Origin of the sequence: Flavobacterium hercynium, assembly GCF_002217285.1 — a bacterium.
GTDB lineage: Bacteria > Bacteroidota > Bacteroidia > Flavobacteriales > Flavobacteriaceae > Flavobacterium > Flavobacterium hercynium.
The window spans coordinates 1-19,278 of record NZ_MUGW01000029.1; the positions used below are offsets into that span (position 1 = coordinate 1).

The following is a 19,278-nucleotide window of genomic DNA, read 5'->3' on the forward strand; positions in this document are numbered from 1 at the left end:
ATCTTTCAATCTTTCAATCCAAAAATCTAAAAATCCAAAAATCTAAGCAAGTCTAAGTAAGTCTAACAATCTAAGCAAGTCTAAAAAAACTTTCTTATCCTACATTAAGTGGAGACAATATTTTATCGAATATATTTGTATAATAAACTATTGACTATGAAACTTGAATTCTTAATACTCGGAAAAAACGAATCTATTTTGCCTATTTTGCTTCGTCTTGTAAACGCAGACGAAAATTGGAATGCAATTGCTTTTACTGATGAACATCTGGCACAGGAACATTTTTTAAACAACAAAATCGATATGGTTTTGCTGAGTTCTGCAATCGAAGATCATGTTGAAAAAGAATTCACTTCGTTTTGCCTAAAAAACAATCCCGATGTTGAAGTTATTGAACACTTTGGCGGAGGCAGCGGTTTGCTAAGATCTGAGATTCTGCACAGGTTACACCTCAAAGGAAAGTTATAGCGGTATGCCTTTTTCTTTAAATAGAATCTCTACATTTACAGTCAATTAAACGATAAATCTAATGCAAATAGAAAAGAAATATTCTGTTGCTATTTATCCTTCATCAGACGTTATACACGCTGTACGTGTGATGAAAAACCATTTAAAGTCTAAAATTGACTGGTACAATAGTTGCAATTCTGTTGCGCACATAACCATTTGTGAGTTTACAACAACGGAAGCCGAAGTGGAAAAAATTAAACAGCGACTTTTTAAAATCTGTGATACTTTTTCTCCTTTTCAAGTATACTTAGACCATTTTAGTGCTTACGAAAATGGCGCGTTTTTCATTGCTCCTACTGCTGATTCAACCCTGCAGCTAAAACCCATAATGAAAAAAACGCAGGAAGCTTTGAAAATTTCTAACCTAAAGAAAAGCAACGATCCTCATATTTCTATTGGGCGACGATTAAATCCCGAAAACCTCAAAATTGCTTCACAGCTTTTTACCACCATTGACATTGATTTTGTATGTGATGCTATTGTATTACGAGAATTAGATCCCGATAAAAAACAATTTTTTATAATCGATACTTTTACCTTCAACAGTAATACGCAAGAAGAATTTGTACAGGGAAGTTTGTTTTAATTAAAGTGGTGCATTCACCCAGTAATTGACAAATAATTTTTAAGTAAAGTCTTTCAGTAATTCATGAATTCCTGACAAAAAAAATAAATACCTAATTTTTTAGTACATTTGAATTTTACAAATTTCACTTCTATGAAATCCCTTGATTCATTTTACAAAGACATTACCAACGGTTCTATTATCGAACCAACCTCTTTATTACCTGGCGACATTAAAAAAGAGATTGGGCATTTCAACATCTTTGATATAAAAGAAATTTTAGAGCGTTTGCATGGCAAATCGGTAATGCCTTATGACCGCAGGGCATATTACAAAATCAGCTTGATAAAAGGTAAAAACCGAGCGGAGTATGCTGATAAAATTATCGATATCGAAAAACAGGGACTTCTGTTTGCTACACCAAAAATTCCATATAACTATCTTCCGCAAGACACAAATCAAGGTGGGCAATTTTGCGTGTTCACCAGCGAATTTCTATCTAAAAACAAAAGCGGAATCGATTTGGACGAACTTCCTATTTTTGCTTCAGACGGTTATCCTATTTTTCAGCTTACAGATGAAGAAGTTGTTGAAGCTGAATTGATTTTCAACAAAATACAAAAAGAAATTAACTCTGATTATGTTTACAAATACGATTTAATTCGAAATTATGTCGCAGAGCTAATTCACTTTGGACAAAAATTACAACCTATAACAGCACTTTATTCAAAGCATAATTCCGGAGCGAGAGTTTCGTCCTTGTTTGCTGAATTATTAGAAAGACAATTTCCTATTGAATCAACCAATCAGCGATTAGAACTAAGAACGGCTAAAGATTTTGCAGAACGATTATCAGTTCATGTAAACCACCTCAATAAAGTATTAAAAGAGAATACCGGAAAAACAACTACAGAATTAATCAGCACCCGATTAACAAACGAAGCTAAAATTTTGCTCAAACAAACAGATTGGAATATCTCCGAAATCGCTTATTCTCTGGGCTTTGAAGAATTAGCGCATTTTTCGAACTTCTTTAAAAAACAAACCACTTACACGCCTTTAGCTTTTAGGAGCTAGTTTCGGATTTTAGATTTTAGATTGCAGATTTTAGATTGCTAGATTATTAGAATGTTAGATTTTTGGATTAAAAGATTAAAAAGTCTCAGAATCTTAAAGTCTAACAATCTAACTATCTAAGAAGTCTAACTATCTAATAATCTAAAATTGAATTTGAATTTCGCAAACATCGGTTTGAAATTTACAATTACCCGCCTTTACTTCGTTCCTACCTTTGTCTTATCAAATTAAAAGATCGAAAAACATGAATTTATCAAACAACAAAATTCTAATAACAGGTGGCGCAAGTGGTATTGGACTAGGGCTAACGGAAAGATTCATTAAGGAAAACAACACTGTCATTATTTGTGGCAGACGCGAATCTGTTTTAAATGAAGTGAAAGCGAAATTTCCAACCGTAATTACAAAAGTATGTGACTTGGCAATTGAAGCGGAACGTGTGGCGCTTTACGAATGGATCGAAAAAAATCATAGTGATCTAAATGTTTTAGTAAACAATGCGGGAATTCAAAAATGGGTTTCGGTTGCTGATGAGGATTTTTACCAGAGTATGAAAGCAGAACTTGCTACTAATATTGAAGCTCCGCTACATTTAACTTCGCTTTTTATTCAATTACAATCGCTTACAACCGTAATGAATGTAACGTCTGGACTGGCATTATCTCCTTTTGCTAAAGTTCCCGTATATTCTGCTACGAAAGCATTCTTCCGCTCGTTTACAATCTCGCTTCGTCATATATTGAAATCAAAAAACATTGAAGTAATCGAAATTATTCCACCAGCATTAAACACAGATCTTGGAGGCATCGGATTACATGACGCACATCCGAGTGTAAGTGATTTTATCGTATCTATTTTCGAACAACTAAAAGAAGGAAAAGATGAACTAACTTTTGGAACAAGCGCAACAAGAATAAACGCAAGTGTCTCAGAATTAAAAGCATCTTTCAACGCATTACATTCCAATTAGGCAATTAGTTAAATGTAAGATGTTAAATGTGAAATCGCAAAATATTTACTTTTCGCAATTAACATTTTACTTTTCACAATTCACAATTCACAACTAACAATTCACAATTAACAATTAAATATAAAATGGCAGTAAATACAAAAATAGCCTTAGTTACCGGAGGAAGCAGAGGTTTAGGAAAAAACATGGCAATTGCAATTGCAAAAAAAGGAATTGACGTAATTATTACGTACAACAGCAAAAAAGAAGAAGCAGATTTGGTAGTTAAAGAAATTGAAAGTCTTGGACAAAAAGCAGCTTCATTACAATTGAACGTGGCAGATGCAGGAACTTTTGATTCGTTTTTAGAACAGGTTTCACAGGCATTAAAAAACACCTTTAAAACAGACAAATTCGATTTCTTAATCAACAATGCAGGAATTGGAATTTACAATTCTTTTGCTGAAACAACTGAAGCAGAATTTGATCAGTTGACTAATATTCAGTTCAAAGGACCTTTTTTCCTTACTCAAAAAGCATTGCACAGCATCAACGATGGTGGCGGAATCATTAATATTTCGACTGGTTTGGCTCGTTTTTCTTTCCCTGGATATGCGGCTTATGCGGCAATGAAAGGTGCTATTGAAACTTTAACTAAATATCAGGCAAAAGAATTAGGAGCAAGAAAAATTAAAGTAAATGTGGTTGCGCCGGGCGCTATCGAAACCGATTTTGGTGGTGGTGCCGTTCGTGATAATGAGCAATTAAACCAACATATCGCATCGATTACGGCTTTAGGACGCGTTGGATTACCGGATGATATTGGCGGAGTTGTTGCGTTTTTATGTACTGAAGAAGCACGTTGGGTAAACGCACAACGTATTGAAGTTTCAGGCGGAATGATGTTATAATAAAAACAAAACCCGGCATCGTTATAAAAAACGTGTCGGGTTTGTTCATCCAAATAAATTTGAATTAGTAAGCATCGTTAATCACTGATGGAAAAATATTCCGGACGTGATTTTATTTTTTAAACCGATCTGAAAGTTCTCTTTTATAAGTAATTCCAATTGGTATTTTTTCTTTTTTAATGCTTACAAAATCCTTTTCTGTACCCTCAATTTTATCCAGCGCTACAATATACGATTTATGAATGCGCATGAAGTTTTTTTCGGGAAGACATTTCTCTAATTCACTTGTCGTAATAGAAGCTAGGTAAGTTCGTTTGGTTGTATGAATCTTTACGTAGTTTCCAAAACTTTGTGCAAACAATAACTGATCTAGTTCAAGCTCAATAAAATAACCGTCTACTTTTACAGATACTGAATTTATTACTTCTTCTGCTTGTTGGGTTTTTAAATTTTCTGTTTCAAAAAAACGGTCCACTGCTTTTAGAAATCTGGGGAAATAAATTGGCTTCAATAAATAATCGATCACACCGTAGTCATAACTTTCTAATGCAAATTCAGAATAAGCTGTTGTTAGGATAGTTTTAGGATGTTTTGGCAGAATCTTTAGCAATTCCATTCCTGAAATTTCGGGCATGTTGATATCCAAAAACATCAAATCGACTTTGTTCTCCCGAAGATAATTCATGGCTTCGATACCATTGTATCCCTGAAAAACCAAATCTAATTGTGGATTTTGTTTGATGTAATTGACCAACACATAATGTGCAGCAGGTTCATCATCAACAATAATACATTTTTTGGATTCTCTCATTAAAGGAATTTTTTCAATTGCAATTTCAAGTCAACGATATACGTATTATTATCCTCTTGAATGTCTAACTTATAGTCTTTACCATAAATTAAATTTAAACGTTCAATGGTATTTTTTAAACCGATTTTAGTTGAAACTACATCTATTTTTTTTGTCGGAATGGAATTGACAACATGCAAATGCAATAAACCATTTTCGACTGTAACAAAGATACGCACAAAACATTTTTCGATAGCACAAGTTCCGTGTTTGAAAGCATTTTCTATAAAAGCAATCAACAACATAGGCGAAACCTTATACAAGTTTTCATTATCGATTTTACAATCATAGGTTATATCGCAACGATAGCCTACACGCTCCTTTTCCAGTTGCACGTAACTGTTTATAAATTCAAGTTCGTCTTCTAAAGAAACACATTGTTTGCTGTTACTTTCTAATTGATAACGCATTAACTGCGAAACTTTCATGATCAGATCCGGTGTACGATCCGGAAACTCAAGACTTATTCCGTAAAGCGTATTAAAGGTATTGAATAAAAAGTGTGGATTTAATTGTCCTTTCAGCGAATTCAATTGCATTTGATTGAACAACAAGGCTTCGTCTGTTTGTTTTTTATGAATTCTGTAGAACTTAAAAACAATAATTGGACTTAAAATGCAAACCAACGTCCCCAGTACACTCGCTAATTGATACGTATAACTGCGTTGGTGTGAATTCTGATACAATCGGCAGGTACTAAACATCTCCAGCATCATCACTTCGTACAATACGATAGAGAATGCAACTACTCCAAAAAGTGTTAGAAAAATATACGTAAGCGGTTTTTGGGTTTTGAATAAGATGGGTAATAAAAAGAAGCGATTGAATTGTGCATGCATGTATAAAATGAAGTAGAAAAACAGACCCATTAAGATAGATGCCATAGAACTAAATAACATCCAGTCATTCTTTAGTGTATAAATTGTAAAGGAAAAAAGAATAACGGCAATTTCCTGCCACCATTTGTTATCCAATATGTTATCAAATTTTTTACTCATTTTTAATACTTAAATAGTTTACAAAGTACGAACAAATATTTAATTATCATTTCCATTAAATGACCAATTCAATTCATCATTTATTACTGCAGTATATCATTTAAGATGACTTTTATCAGCCAAAGAGAAATATTTTTGTTCATCATTATACACCACGAAATTTTATGTGTCTGAAAAAAATTACTTTACTATTTTTTCTGATTATTGGCTCTGGTAGTTATGCTCAAACCCTGTCTTTAAAAGAAGCAGTAAAAACAGGTCTTGAAAACTACGGTTCCATTAAATCGAAAAACAACTACACCAATGCCTCTCGAGAAAACTTAAAACAATCTCGCAGAGACTATTTACCTAATCTAAACCTATCTGCACAACAAGATTACGGAACTGTAAACGGACAAAACGGACCGCTTTATGGTTTTGGAGGACTTGGTGTGGCATCATCGGGATTACCACTACCGCAACAAAACTGGAACTCTGCCTTTGGAGCGCTTTATCTGGTAAACATGAACTGGGATTTCTTTACTTTCGGAAAAGCTCAGGAAAAGATCAATTTGGCTAAAGTAGACCTTCAGGCCAAAGAAAAAGATCTGAAGCAAGAGAAATTTCAGCAGGAAATTAAAATCTCAGCTGCTTATTTAAACCTTTTAGCGAGTCAGAGATTGCTTATTTCACAAAAAAAGAACTTAGATCGTGCCGAAGTTTTTAAAAGGACTGCCGTAGTACGTGTCAAAAACGGATTGCTTGCCGGCGTAGATTCTACCTTGGCTACAGCCGAAGTGTCTAAAGCAAAAATTGCACTGAATCTTGCGAAGAACTTCGTTAAGGAACAAAACAACAAATTGGTTGATTTGATGGGTGTTGCTCCACAGGATTTTGCAACCGATACGCTTTTTGTCAATGACATTCCTAAAGCCTTGTTAACGGCTGAAAGAACGAGTGATAGTCTTCATCCGTTGCTTCAATTGTACAAAACAAAAATCGATTACAGCAATCAACAGGCTAACTTGTACAAACGTTTTTATTATCCAACAATGACTGCTTTTGGTGTTTTGCAAACCAGAGCATCGGGATTTGATGCTGCGTACGCAACCGATCAGACTGCTTTTACTCGAAATTATGTTGATGGTGTAAATCCGGATCGTACTAATTATTTAGTGGGAATTGGAATTACCTGGAACCTGACTACGCCGTTTAGAATGAGCAAACAGGTTAGCGCCCAAAAATATGTGTCGCAAGCTTTGCAGGAAGAATACAATCAGGCGGACAGAGAATTAAAATCACAGCTTAATTTTGCCGAGGATAAAATAAAAATTACACTCGAGAATTATGCCGAAGCGCCTATTCAGGTTAGTGCTGCCCAAAAAGCATATTTGCAAAAATCAACTTTATACAAAAACGGATTAACAGATCTTACTGATTTAACACAAATTATGTACACTTTAAACCGTGCCGAAATAGATCGCGACATTGTTAACAATAATGTATGGCAATCGTACTTACTAAAAGTCGCTGCAACAGGCAATTTTGACTTATTTATAAATGAATTTTAATTATAGATCCTAATGAATTTAATACGTTTTGCACTCCGCAAACCCATCTCGATCTTAGTATTGGTTGCAGGTTTGTTCTTTTTCGGAATTGGGGCCATCAAGGACATTAAGGTAGACATTCTGCCAAAAATGAACTTACCAGTCATTTATATTGCTCATCCGTTTGGAGGTTACACACCTGACCAGATGGAATCTTATTTTGCCAAAACTTACGTCAACATTTTACCGTTTGCTAATGGTGTAAAATCTGTTGAAACTAAAAATATTCAGGGGTTAATGATCATGAAATTAACCTACTATGAAAATACTAACATGGCGCAGGCTGCTGCTGAGTTAAGTTCGCTTTCGAACAGAATTCAGGCGGCTTTTCCTCCGGGAACACAGCCTCCGTTTATTATTCGTTTTGATGCTTCTTCTCTACCAATCGGACAATTGGTTTTGAGCAGTAAAATACGTTCAAACAATGAATTACAGGATTTAGCCAACGTATATGTACGTGCTTCCTTTACTTCGATTCCTGGTTTATTATCTCCGGCACCCTTCGGCGGAAGCCCAAGAACAATTGAGGTTAATGTTGATCCGGATTTATTGCGTTCGCACAATATGACACCCGATCAGGTTGTAGAAGCGATTCGTGTAAACAATCAGACTGCTCCATCCGGAAATGTTAGAATTGGTGATGTCAATTATATTACACCTACCAACAATACAATCAAAGAAGTTAAGGATTTTGAAAAAATTCCGTTATTCAAAGGCGGAGTTCAAAACTTAACTTTAGGCGATGTTGCCAGCGTAAAAGATGGTGCTGATATTACAGCAGGTTACGCACTTGTAAACGGAAAACGTTCGGTTTATATTAGTATCGCAAAAGCAGGAGACGCTTCAACCTGGGATGTAGTTCAGAAACTTAAAAGTGAATTACCAAAAATTCAAAGTACACTTCCTGAGGACGTGCAATTATCATACGAATTTGACCAATCGGTTTATGTAATTAACTCCGTAAAAAGTTTAATTACAGAAGGTATCATTGGAGCTGCATTAACCGGATTAATGGTTTTGCTTTTCCTTGGTGACAGACGTGCTGCGTTAATTGTAATTCTAACTATTCCTATTTCGATTATTTCGGGTGTTTTATTCCTTAAATTATTCGGACAGACGATTAATTTAATGTCTTTGAGTGGACTGGCTTTAGCGATCGGGATTTTGGTTGATGAAAGTACCGTAACGATAGAAAACATTCACCAGCATCTCGATATGGGAAAACCCAAGGCACTCGCCATTTGGGATGCCTGTCAGGAAATTGCATTGCCTAAATTATTAATTCTGCTTTGTATACTTGCCGTGTTTGCTCCGGCCTTTACGATGGTCGGAATTCCGGGTGCGTTGTTTTTACCTTTGGCTTTAGCAATTGGTTTTTCTATGATTATTTCGTTTTTATTATCTCAGACCTTTGTTCCTGTAATGGCAAACTGGTTGATGAAAGCGCATCCAAAACATGATCACGCTCCAAATATCACAGATGATGAAGCAGAGTTTAACGCTTGCGGATTAACGCCTGAGTCTGAAAAGGAACTGATCACACAGAAAAAAGCGATGATCGAAAAAGAAGATAGTAATAACGACGGAAAGGTGGATCTTTTCGAGCGTTTCAGGCTTCGCTTCATGAAAACCTTAGATCGTTTGTTTCCTTATAAAAAAGTGGCAGGATTAACGTATTTAATTGTGATAACGGCATTTGCGGTGGTATTTATTTCTTTTATTGGTAAAGATGTATTTCCAAAAGTAAATTCAAGTCAGTTTCAGTTAAGAATGCGCGCTCCTGACGGAACCCGTTTAGAACGAACGGAAGAAAAAGCAATTGTTGTTTTAAAGGAATTAGAAAAAATGGTGGGTAAAGAACACATTGGAATTTCTTCTGTATATGTTGGACAACACCCTTCGTTATTCTCCATCAATCCAATTTATTTGTTTATGGCAGGTTCGCATGAGGCTGTTTTTCAGGTAAGTTTAAAAGAATATCATGTTGATATGGATGACTTTAAGGATGAATTTAGAGAGCGCCTTAAAAAAGTAATGCCCGATGTAAAAGTTTCGTTTGAGCCAATCGAACTTACCGATAAAGTTTTAAGTCAAGGTTCGCCTACTCCAATCGAAATTCGAATTGCAGGAAAAGATAAAAAACGAAATGAATTGTATGCCAATCAAATTGTAGACAAGCTTAAAGCGATATCTTATTTTAGAGATGTGCAGATTGGTCAGCCTATTCATTATCCGGCTATGAATATTGATATTGACAGAACACGTGCTGCGGAATTAGGTGTTGACATGAATGATATTTCAAGATCGCTTGTGGCATCAACATCATCATCACGTTATACGGAAAAAAATATGTGGATTGATGAAAGAGCGGGATTATCCTATAACGTTCAGGTTCAGGTTCCACTAAATCAAATGAAAAGTAAAACTGATATTGGAGAAATTCCGGTATTAAAAAACTCGCTTCGTCCTGTTTTGAGTGACGTTGCCAAAATTACACCCGGATTTGTAAGTGGTGAAAATGACAATTTAGGGGCTATGCCATACATTACCGTTACAGCAAACATTAGCCAAACCGATTTAGGTACGGCTGTGAAAGATGTGGATGCGACTATAAGTTCACTAGGTGAATTACCTCGTGGATTGTTCATCACACCTATTGGAATGAGTAAGGTATTGAGCGAAACATTAAGTAGTTTGCAGGTAGGGTTATTGGTTGCCATATTTGTGATCTTCTTAATGTTAGCCGCTAATTTTCAATCTTTCAAGGTTTCATTGGTTATTCTAACTACGGTTCCGGCGGTTGTTTTAGGAGCGCTTTTGATGCTGACTTTAACCGGTTCAACGCTAAACTTACAATCGTACATGGGAATCATCATGTCTGTTGGAGTTTCGATTGCAAATGCCGTTTTATTGGTTACCAATGCTGAACAGCTTCGAAAAATAAACGGAAACGCTTTAGAATCAGCACGAGAAGCAGCAGCGTTGCGTCTTCGTCCGATTATTATGACCTCAGTTGCGATGATTGCGGGAATGTTGCCAATGGCGATTGGACATGGCGAAGGAGGCGATCAGGTTTCGCCTTTGGGTAGAGCTGTAATTGGAGGACTATTATTTTCGACATTTGCCGTTTTACTTATTCTCCCACTTATCTTTGCATGGGCACAGGAAAAAACAACAACACAGTCTGTTTCTTTAGATCCTGAGGACGAAGAAAGCATTCATTATATCTCATCATTAAAATCATAAAATGAATATGAAAAATAAAATAGTACAATCAACGGCTCTATTCTTTGTAGCCTTACTTATACTAAGCAGTTGTAATTCTAAAAAAGAAGAAACGGTTACAGCGGCCATCGAACCTAAAGTAGAAACATTTTCGTTAGAGAAAGAAAAACTGACGACAGAGTTACGTTTACCAGCCGAGTTAACAGGTTTTCAACAAGTAGATTTATATGCTAAAGTAAGCAGTTTTGTAAAATTGCTTAAAGTTGATATTGGAACTAAAGTAAAAAAAGGACAGCTTTTAATTGTTTTGGAAGCGCCTGAAATTAGTTCTCAATTGGCTGCAGCCGAATCAAGATTGAAATCTATGGAAGCTATTTACACGACCAGCAAAAGTACTTACAACCGTATTTACGAAACGAGCAAGGTTGAAGGAACAATTTCTAAAAATGATCTGGAAATGGCAAACGGAAAGAAAAATTCTGATTACGCACAATACCAGGCAGCAGTTGCCGCCCATAAAGAAATATCAATCATGAGAGGTTATCTTGAAATCCGTGCTCCTTTTGATGGTGTTGTTGCTGCAAGAAATGTCAATTTAGGCGCTTTTGTGGGACCTACAGGAAAAGGTTCCGATTTGCCATTATTAACGATTCAACAACAAGATAAATTGCGTTTAGCAGTTTCTATTCCGGAACTGTATACAGGTTATTTACACAATGGTGATGAAATGAGTTTTAACGTAAAATCATTACCGGAAACGTTTAAAGCTACAATTCAGAGAATGTCCGGTGCTCTTGATTTAAAATTACGTTCAGAAAGAGTCGAAATGGATGTACATAATACAAAAGGAAACTTATTACCGGGAATGGTAGCCGAGGTTTTATTACCGCTTAATGCGAAAGACAGCACGTTTGTAATTCCAAAATCAGCATTAGTGAATTCAGCAGAAGGTACTTTTGTTATTAAAGTAGTAAACCATAAAGCAGCCCGAGTTGATGTAAAACGAGGAAGAGAAATCGACAATAAAGTTGAAATTTTTGGCGATTTAAACCTGAAAGATAAACTGGTAAAAATTGCCAGCGAAGAAACTAAGGAAGGCGATATCATAAACGAATAACCTGCGTTTAGCCTTCATTTTAGTGATTACCAAAACTGTACGCAATTATTTGCGGCTTTTTAAATCATTATGATTTAAATGCAAATCAAATTCACCTTGAAGGACAGCACGCTGATAACATGCTGTCCTTTTTTTATTGCAGATTTTAGATTGTAGATTCCTCTAAATTTTAGATTTTAGATTGCAGATTTTAGATTCTGTAAATGGATAGTCTAACTTAAATATTCTAAAATCTAAAATTCTAAATCAACACTCCAACAAATCTAAAATCTAAAATCTGCAATCTAAAATCTATATCCCTAAACAGTCATCAGGAAAATTATTAATGATCAGAAAGCCATTTTGAATGTTGTCTGTTTTTTCAATAAGCTTTAGCAAATTAATAGTGTAGCTGCCTTTAGTAAAATTAAGTTCTCTAATCTTTATGCCTGCGAGTCTGTGATGAGAAGGTAAAAGCATTTTTACACGCATGGTATCTTTTTTGTAAATGAAGTGATCAAAACTCTCCTCTAATTTACTGACAGTACCCGTCCATACATCTATTTCACCCGTCTTATTTTCTAAGTGAATGGTGTTAGTCGACATAGCGGCATTACCTTTTTTGAATACTTGTTTACCCTTGGCATACATGGATTGAATGTTGATCGTTGCACTCTCTTCTATCCCGGGCTGAGCTGCACAATTTGCAATATACAACAGAAAGAATATAGTAATTTTAATGACTTTCATAATAGCAATAATTAGTTTAGTTATACAAAATAGCACTTCCCTCTCAACATCAATATCAAGAGTTTCGCAGTATTATTTCTTCTATCATAAATAGAAGTTTATTTTGTGGTATTATGAAAAGAATGACCTTGCAGTAGATTAAATCAAATTGTTGTCAGGTCTAACAACATTGCAATTATTTTGGCTCGTTAACGTTAAAAGTTAAAAAGTCGATAACATGTACTTGTCCTTCATCGTAAAAAGTTTTGTTGGCAATATCCTGAATGTCTTCTTTCCTCATCATAATCATGCGTGTACCATCGCTTTTTCGAATAGCATCACCATAATTCTTTAACTGGAAATGTTCAAAATTTATACTGATATAACGCGGGGAACTTGTCATATAGTTTCCAACCGAATCGTTATAACAAACATCATCACTATCATTCACCATAAATGAAGCGTTGTTTTTTCTGTTGTCGTATATCCAGACACTCCCATCTGTACGACACGTTAAATCTACTTCTCCAACTGATTTTCTCATATTACATCACAATTAATGTAGCATCTTCTTGAATACTACCGTTATACAATTAAATTTTTCGTCGAGGCATTACTATTTGATGACACACAAATAGTAATCGATTTTACATCTTTTAAAAGTGCAATTTTAAATCACAGCGAGACAGATTACTATAGAACTTTATCAATCATTTAGGGGATATGATTGCGTAATTTGAAATCTATTTCTTATTTAATATTTAGATTGTAAAAAATCAATACATAAAATAATAATATATTTCAGTAAAAATACCGTCAAAATATATCAACATAAGACATATTTTTAATTGCAAAAAAAGATTGTTTAGAACAAAAATATACAAACTAAACAATTGATAATCAATACAAAACACATGAAACACATACACTAAAAATACAAAATATTAAAATCAGATTTTAATTGCATTTCAAAATAAAACGTCTCATAATAAGTTTTTAACCAAAAATAAGGTGAAAATTCTGTAAAAAAAATCTCTTTTCCTGCTCTGATAAAAATAGTAACATTTCATCTGAGTTCCAATAGCAATAATTACGCATATAAGATACAGTAAAACAACAAATTAGAATGATAAATCAAAATCTTATAAGACGAATAAAAAAATAATCAATAAAATAAAAACACATAAACAGCTTAAAATCAATTAATTGAATCCAATTTTAAATTCATTTATCATACGATAAGAAAAAATTATGATAAAAATATATTTTAATTTCAAAAAGCGCCATACATTTGCCTAACGGTGTTAAACAATTTAATACTCAATTAAAATGGCAAGTAAAGATCGTATTTTAAGACAAAAAGAAGAAACAAGAACTAATATTCTTGATGCTGCTTATGCTATCGTTAAAGAAGAAGGATGGCATGGTCTGAGTATGCGAAAAATTGCTGATAAAATTGAATACACTGCTCCTATCATTTACGAATATTTTTCTAATAAGGATGCTATCTTACAGGAACTAACCGGAAAAGGCTTTATAAAATTAGCGAAAGAACTTGAAAAAGCCAAAGCTAAGTTTGAAAAACCGGAAGAACAGTTAGAAGCTATGTGGATGGCTTATTGGGATTTTGCTTTCACAGATACCGAAATGTATCAGGTAATGTTTGGAGTGCAAATGAACTGTTGTTCACAACAATGCTCTGCTCAGGAAAAGCCTTATAAGCTGTTTACCTCTGTAATTGCTGAAATTATGAAAAACAGTAATCCAAGTAATGACGTAATTAAACAAAAATATTTCACCTTCTTTTCTGTTATTCATGGCTTGATCGCTATCAATATCATTAACAGAAGTGAAGTAATGGAAACGATTAACAATCAAATCCTAAAAGATGCGATTGGTGGAATAATCAAATCAATACAGTAAAAAAAATTTTCGTTTTTACTTAACAGTGATAAATGATTTAATACCTGTTTTTTTTTAAATTATAAACTAAGAAATTTGAATTATGAGTTATGTATTTTTAATTCAAAATATAATTATAATAAAGTGCGCTTAAGTACTTAACACTGTTAGGTTATTTAATTTTGTTTTGAGTAAGTCAAATAATTTTAAATAATACAAAAACTAACGATTACGAAACAATTTATGCTTTAAAGCTTAACACTGTTAGATAATTTAATTTAGTTTAATCTGAGTTATGAGTTATGAGTAAATACTAAAATATATGAAAATCTTTGTTTTCAAACTTAACACTGTTAATTTATTTAATAACGTTTAAAACAAACAACAAACAACAAACAACAAACGATTACACGATTAACCAAATAACCGATTAAACAACAATAACAAACAACCACCAACTAAAAAAAGCAATAAAAAAATGTCCAACAAATTAAAAACCAATCTAAAAATGAAAAATGTAATTATAACCAGTTTTATCCTTGCACTTATACTTAGCAGTTGTGCAGATAAATCACAAGCTCCTGCCCCTGCTGCACCGCTTTTACCGGTTTTAGCGGTTTCAAGCGCTAATACTATTACGGATACGGAATATCCGGCTTCGATTCAAGGAACTGTAGATGTAGAAATTCGTCCGCAAGTAAGCGGAAACCTTGATCGCGTATTGGTAGATGAAGGTGCTTATGTAACTAAAGGACAATCTTTATTTAAAATCAACGAACGTCCTTTTCGTGAGCAATTAAACAATGCATTGGCTAGTCTTCATGCTGCCGAAGCTGCTTTGATCAACTCACAATTAGAAGTTGACAAACTGACTCCGCTGGTGCAAAACAAAGTAGTTTCTGATTATCAATTGAAAACGGCTAAGGCTTCTCAGAAAATTGCTGCTGCCAACATTGAGCAGGCTAAGGCAATGGTAGAATCTGCCCGAATTAATCTAAGCTACACAAATGTGACAGCTCCAGTAAGTGGTTACATTGGAAGATTACCTAAAAAACAAGGAAGTCTTGTATCTGCAGCTGATATCGAGCCATTAACTAAACTTTCAGATGTACATGAAGTGTTTGTTTACTTCTCTTTAGGAGAAACTGATTTCATCAATTTTAAAGCACATTATACTGGAAATACAATTGGTGACAAAATCAAAAAATTACCTCCAGTAACTCTAATCCTTGCTGATAACAATGCTTACGAGAAATCAGGAAAAATTGACATGGTCGATGGTCAATTCGATAAAAACACGGGCGCTATTACGTTGAGAGCAACTTTCCCAAATGCTAACGGTACACTACGTTCCGGAAATACAGGAAAAATACGTTTAGGTCTTCAGCATGATGATGCTATTTTAATTCCACAATCAGCTACTGTTGAAATGCAAGATAAAATCTTTGTATTTACTGTAAACAATGAGAACAAGGTTAATAAAATGCCAATTATTGTTATCGGAAAAAGTGGTGTAAACTACTTAATCAGCGAAGGTGTAAAATCAGGAGATCAAATTGTGTTGAGCGGTATCGATAAACTTCAGGAAGGACAATTAATTCAGCCTGAGAAAGCAACTTCTAAAGTGGCTCAAATCATTAACAAAAAATAATTTTTACAAAAATGTTCAAAATATTTATACAAAGACCTGTACTGGCAACCGTTATCTCCATCTTGTTGGTGATATTAGGTGTACTTGGCCTAACAAAATTGCCTTTACAACAGTTTCCTGATATTGCACCACCATCTGTATTGGTAACGGCTGTTTATCCGGGAGCGAATGCAGAAACGGTTTTGCGTTCTGTTGCTCCTTCTCTTGAAGAATCGATAAATGGTGTTGAAAACATGACGTACATGAGTTCTACTGCCAGTAATGATGGTACGCTTGCCATTACCGTTTTCTTTAAACTGGGAACTGATGCCGATCAGGCTGCTGTTAACGTACAAAACAGAGTGGCACAAGCTACAAGCCAATTGCCTGCTGAAGTTGTACAACAAGGTGTAACTACTGCCAAACAACAAAATAGTTTTATCATGGCTATCGGTATGTATACAGAAGATGAAGCCAAATACGATCAGACTTTTGTTGCCAACTATGCTCAAATTAATATTATTCCGGAGATTAAACGTATTCCCGGAGTTGGTGCCGCCAGTATTTTTGGTGGTGTAAAAGATTACTCGATGCGAGTTTGGTTAAACCCAACTCAAATGTCTACTTATAATGTTACACCAAATGAGGTTATGGCAGCTATTCAGGACAAAAGTTTAGAAGCTGCTCCGGGTAAATTTGGAGAAAGAAGTAAAGAAGTTTTTGAATATGTAATTAAATACAAAGGAAAACTAACCAAACCAGAGGATTACCAAAACATAGCGATTCGCTCTAATGCTGACGGTTCTATCCTTCGTTTAAAAGATGTTGCCCGTGTAGAACTTGGTGCTTACTCTTACAACAGTTTAACCCGTTTGAATGGTAAAAAAGGAATTGTAATTGGTGTTATTCAGTTAGCAGGTTCTAATTCTAATGACATTCAGGTGGCGATTAACAAATTGATGGTTAAGGCTTCTAAAGATTTTCCTAGCGGAATTAAACACAATATTTTCTATAGTACAAAAGTTTCGCTGGATCAATCAATCGATCAGGTAAAACATACTTTATTAGAAGCCTTTATATTGGTTTTCATCGTGGTATTTATCTTCTTACAGGATTTTAGATCTACGCTTATTCCTGCAATTGCAGTTCCGGTTGCTATTTTAGGTACGTTCTTTTTCATGCAGTTATTTGGTTTCTCTATCAACTTACTAACTTTATTTGCCTTAATTCTGGCGATTGGTATTGTCGTCGATGATGCGATTGTAGTAGTTGAAGCCGTGCATGCTAAAATGGAGCATAAACATTTATCTCCTAAAATTGCAACGCATGAAGCAATGCACGAAATCACGGGTGCTATTATTTCGATTACGTTAGTAATGGCTGCTGTATTCCTACCGGTTGGTTTTATGGAAGGTTCAACTGGAGTATTCTATCGTCAGTTTGCGTTTACAATGGCGATTGCAATTGTAATCTCTGCGATTAATGCTTTGACTTTAAGTCCTGCACTTGCTGCATTATTCTTGAAAGATAATCATTCCGGGCACGACAATGCTACTGCTCCATACGAGAAAAAAGGATTTAAAGAAAAATTCTTTACTGCATTTAATACCAGTTTCAACTCGTTAACCAACCGTTATGTAGGTGGATTAAAATTCTTAATTCGCAACAAATGGGTTAGTTTAGGTGGATTAGCTTTAATTACTGTTGCTACAATTGTAATGGTTAAAACTACTCCATCAGGATTTATACCTACAGAAGATCAAGGATTTATTGCTATTGCGGTAAATACACCTTCTGGAACTTCTTTAGACGGAACTCAAAAAGTAATGACTGAAGCAGAAAATCTGTTAAGCAAATTAGATGCTTCGAGAGATGTAACGGCGATTTCAGGTTTCAACTTGTTAACGAACTCTACAAGTCCATCATCAGCAGTTGTGTTTGTGTTGTTAAAACCAAATGAAGACCGTGGTGATGTCAAAAATATTGATGAAATCATGAATCAGGTTCGTGGTAAATTGGGTGCTATTTCAGGCGGAAGTTTCTTCGTATTTAGTTTTCCAACCGTTCCCGGATTTAGTAACGTAGAAGCCTTAGACTTAGTGTTGCAGGATAAAACAGGCGGTAAACTGGATAAGTTTAGTGGTATTTCTCAAAACTTCATCGGAGAATTGATGAAACGTCCTGAGATTGCTGTAGCGTTTACAAGTTTCAAAGCAGATTATCCACAATTACAACTGGATATTGATGATGCAAAAGCAGATCAGTTAGGTGTAAAAGTAAAAGATATTCTGCAAACCATGCAAGCGTATTTTGGTAGTGCTCAAGCTTCTGACTTCAACCGATTTGGTAAATATTACCGTGTTGTAGTTCAGGCTGATATTGCCGACAGAGCTGATCCTACTGCGATCGATCGTGTTTTTGTAAAAAATAAAAATGGCGAAATGGTTCCGCTAAATACATTGGTAAAACTATCTCGTATTTATGGTTCTGAAACGGCCTCGAGATACAACTTATTCAACTCGATTTCTATTAATGCGATTCCGAAACCTGGATTTAGTTCCGGAGATGCCATTAAAGCAATTGAAGAAGTAGCAGCACAACAATTACCTGCAGGTTATAGTTTTGAATTTTCAGGACAAACACGTGAAGAGATTTCTTCCGGAGGACAATCGGCAACTATATTTTTACTGTGTTTGATATTCATCTATTTCTTACTTGCTGCACAGTACGAAAGTTACATATTGCCTTTGGCTGTAATCTTATCTATCCCTGCAGGTATATTTGGAGTATTTGTAGCAATTGGATTAACTGGAATTGAAAATAACATTTACGTACAAGTAGCTTTAGTTATGCTTATTGGACTGCTCGCTAAAAATGCCATCTTGATTGTAGAATTTGCGGTGCAGAAACGAAAATCAGGACAAGCTTTGGTAAAAGCGTCTATCGATGCGGCTAAATTACGTTTACGACCAATTATCATGACATCGCTTGCTTTTGTGGTAGGTTTAATTCCTATGATGAGTGCTAAAGGACCATCTGCACAAGGTAACCACTCTATTAGTATTGGTGCTGCGGGAGGAATGGTTTCCGGAGTAATTCTGGGATTATTAATCATTCCTGTGTTATTTATCGTATTCCAACATTTACAAGAAAAGGTTTCCGGAAAACCGGTTGCCGTAATTCATAACGAAGAAAAATAAAAAATGGAAAATTACATAACGACAATTCTGATAACAGTTTTTGCTGG

The 19,278-nt window shown here is 34.8% G+C and carries 15 protein-coding genes; 11 read left to right on the plus strand and 4 right to left on the minus strand.

What is annotated here, in order from left to right:
• Positions 1-156 precede the first annotated feature (156 nt).
• The 5 genes from B0A66_RS14180 (at position 157) to B0A66_RS14200 (ending at position 4,012) form a co-directional block, all read left to right on the plus strand.
• Positions 157-468 carry a hypothetical protein gene (locus tag B0A66_RS14180; protein ID WP_089050514.1) on the plus strand — a complete coding sequence of 104 codons (312 nt, stop codon included), beginning with the start codon at positions 157-159 and terminating at the stop codon, positions 466-468.
• Between the two features lie 61 nt (positions 469-529).
• Entirely contained in the window at positions 530-1,096 is a 567-nt protein-coding gene (locus tag B0A66_RS14185) for a 2'-5' RNA ligase family protein (RefSeq protein WP_244283492.1), read from the plus strand.
• Positions 1,097-1,228: 132 nt separating this feature from the next.
• Complete coding sequence (locus tag B0A66_RS14190) at positions 1,229-2,152, plus strand: helix-turn-helix domain-containing protein (protein WP_089050515.1); 924 nt, start codon at positions 1,229-1,231, stop codon at positions 2,150-2,152.
• Positions 2,153-2,396: 244 nt separating this feature from the next.
• Positions 2,397-3,122: an SDR family oxidoreductase gene (locus B0A66_RS14195; protein WP_089050516.1), complete on the plus strand. Its 726-nt coding sequence runs from the start codon at positions 2,397-2,399 to the stop codon at positions 3,120-3,122.
• A 125-nt stretch (positions 3,123-3,247) separates the two neighbouring features.
• Positions 3,248-4,012, plus strand: coding sequence for an SDR family oxidoreductase (locus B0A66_RS14200; protein WP_089050517.1), 765 nt, complete (start codon positions 3,248-3,250; stop codon positions 4,010-4,012).
• 112 nt (positions 4,013-4,124) lie between these two features.
• Here the strand turns inward: B0A66_RS14200 and B0A66_RS14205 are convergent, their stop codons facing one another.
• Together B0A66_RS14205 and B0A66_RS14210 are read right to left on the minus strand one after the other, a co-directional pair.
• Positions 4,125-4,823: a LytR/AlgR family response regulator transcription factor gene (locus tag B0A66_RS14205; protein WP_089050518.1), complete on the minus strand. Its 699-nt coding sequence runs from the start codon at positions 4,821-4,823 to the stop codon at positions 4,125-4,127.
• Complete coding sequence (locus B0A66_RS14210) at positions 4,823-5,860, minus strand: sensor histidine kinase (protein ID WP_089050519.1); 1,038 nt, start codon at positions 5,858-5,860, stop codon at positions 4,823-4,825. The genes B0A66_RS14205 and B0A66_RS14210 overlap by 1 nt, the downstream gene beginning before the upstream one ends.
• Before the next feature lie 164 nt (positions 5,861-6,024).
• Here B0A66_RS14210 and B0A66_RS14215 point away from each other — a divergent pair, with 164 nt between their 5' ends.
• From B0A66_RS14215 to B0A66_RS14225, 3 genes are read left to right on the plus strand one after another with little or no spacing between them, the layout of a single operon-like run.
• On the plus strand, positions 6,025-7,410 hold the full coding sequence (locus B0A66_RS14215; protein ID WP_089050520.1) for a TolC family protein: 1,386 nt from the start codon (positions 6,025-6,027) through the stop codon (positions 7,408-7,410).
• A gap of 12 nt (positions 7,411-7,422) precedes the next feature.
• Positions 7,423-10,695 carry an efflux RND transporter permease subunit gene (locus tag B0A66_RS14220; RefSeq protein ID WP_089050521.1) on the plus strand — a complete coding sequence of 1,091 codons (3,273 nt, stop codon included), beginning with the start codon at positions 7,423-7,425 and terminating at the stop codon, positions 10,693-10,695.
• A 7-nt stretch (positions 10,696-10,702) separates the two neighbouring features.
• Positions 10,703-11,791: an efflux RND transporter periplasmic adaptor subunit gene (locus tag B0A66_RS14225; RefSeq protein WP_089050632.1), complete on the plus strand. Its 1,089-nt coding sequence runs from the start codon at positions 10,703-10,705 to the stop codon at positions 11,789-11,791.
• 291 nt (positions 11,792-12,082) lie between these two features.
• Here the strand turns inward: B0A66_RS14225 and B0A66_RS14230 are convergent, their stop codons facing one another.
• Entirely contained in the window at positions 12,083-12,520 is a 438-nt protein-coding gene (locus B0A66_RS14230; RefSeq protein WP_089050522.1) for a hypothetical protein, read from the minus strand.
• A gap of 175 nt (positions 12,521-12,695) precedes the next feature.
• Positions 12,696-13,043, minus strand: a complete 348-nt coding sequence (locus B0A66_RS14235) for a hypothetical protein (RefSeq protein WP_089050523.1) — start codon at positions 13,041-13,043, stop codon at positions 12,696-12,698.
• A gap of 785 nt (positions 13,044-13,828) precedes the next feature.
• Here B0A66_RS14235 and B0A66_RS14240 point away from each other — a divergent pair.
• The 3 genes from B0A66_RS14240 to B0A66_RS14250 all read left to right on the plus strand — a co-directional run bounded on the left by B0A66_RS14240 (position 13,829) and on the right by B0A66_RS14250 (position 19,231).
• Positions 13,829-14,422, plus strand: coding sequence for a TetR/AcrR family transcriptional regulator (locus B0A66_RS14240; RefSeq protein ID WP_089050524.1), 594 nt, complete (start codon positions 13,829-13,831; stop codon positions 14,420-14,422).
• 487 nt (positions 14,423-14,909) lie between these two features.
• Complete coding sequence (locus B0A66_RS14245) at positions 14,910-16,052, plus strand: efflux RND transporter periplasmic adaptor subunit (protein WP_089050633.1); 1,143 nt, start codon at positions 14,910-14,912, stop codon at positions 16,050-16,052.
• Positions 16,053-16,063: 11 nt separating this feature from the next.
• A complete protein-coding gene (locus tag B0A66_RS14250) occupies positions 16,064-19,231 on the plus strand; it encodes an efflux RND transporter permease subunit (RefSeq protein WP_089050525.1) in 3,168 nt (1,055 codons plus the stop codon).
• The last annotated feature ends 47 nt before the right edge of the window (positions 19,232-19,278 follow it).

What these genes read in the sequence shown, in the direction of transcription:
- B0A66_RS14195 (WP_089050516.1), top strand. Translation starts at nt 2,397, where the DNA reads ATGAATTTATCAAACAACAAAATTCTAATAACAGGTGGCGCAAGTGGT.
- B0A66_RS14180 (WP_089050514.1), top strand. Translation starts at nt 157, where the DNA reads ATGAAACTTGAATTCTTAATACTCGGAAAAAACGAATCTATTTTGCCT.
- B0A66_RS14215 (WP_089050520.1), top strand. Translation starts at nt 6,025, where the DNA reads ATGTGTCTGAAAAAAATTACTTTACTATTTTTTCTGATTATTGGCTCT.
- B0A66_RS14240 (WP_089050524.1), top strand. Translation starts at nt 13,829, where the DNA reads ATGGCAAGTAAAGATCGTATTTTAAGACAAAAAGAAGAAACAAGAACT.
- B0A66_RS14245 (WP_089050633.1), top strand. Translation starts at nt 14,910, where the DNA reads ATGAAAAATGTAATTATAACCAGTTTTATCCTTGCACTTATACTTAGC.
- B0A66_RS14225 (WP_089050632.1), top strand. Translation starts at nt 10,703, where the DNA reads ATGAAAAATAAAATAGTACAATCAACGGCTCTATTCTTTGTAGCCTTA.
- B0A66_RS14250 (WP_089050525.1), top strand. Translation starts at nt 16,064, where the DNA reads ATGTTCAAAATATTTATACAAAGACCTGTACTGGCAACCGTTATCTCC.
- B0A66_RS14190 (WP_089050515.1), top strand. Translation starts at nt 1,229, where the DNA reads ATGAAATCCCTTGATTCATTTTACAAAGACATTACCAACGGTTCTATT.
- B0A66_RS14235 (WP_089050523.1), bottom strand. Translation starts at nt 13,043, where the DNA reads ATGAGAAAATCAGTTGGAGAAGTAGATTTAACGTGTCGTACAGATGGG.
- B0A66_RS14220 (WP_089050521.1), top strand. Translation starts at nt 7,423, where the DNA reads ATGAATTTAATACGTTTTGCACTCCGCAAACCCATCTCGATCTTAGTA.
- B0A66_RS14200 (WP_089050517.1), top strand. Translation starts at nt 3,248, where the DNA reads ATGGCAGTAAATACAAAAATAGCCTTAGTTACCGGAGGAAGCAGAGGT.
- B0A66_RS14205 (WP_089050518.1), bottom strand. Translation starts at nt 4,823, where the DNA reads ATGAGAGAATCCAAAAAATGTATTATTGTTGATGATGAACCTGCTGCA.
- B0A66_RS14230 (WP_089050522.1), bottom strand. Translation starts at nt 12,520, where the DNA reads ATGAAAGTCATTAAAATTACTATATTCTTTCTGTTGTATATTGCAAAT.
- B0A66_RS14210 (WP_089050519.1), bottom strand. Translation starts at nt 5,860, where the DNA reads ATGAGTAAAAAATTTGATAACATATTGGATAACAAATGGTGGCAGGAA.
- B0A66_RS14185 (WP_244283492.1), top strand. Translation starts at nt 530, where the DNA reads ATGCAAATAGAAAAGAAATATTCTGTTGCTATTTATCCTTCATCAGAC.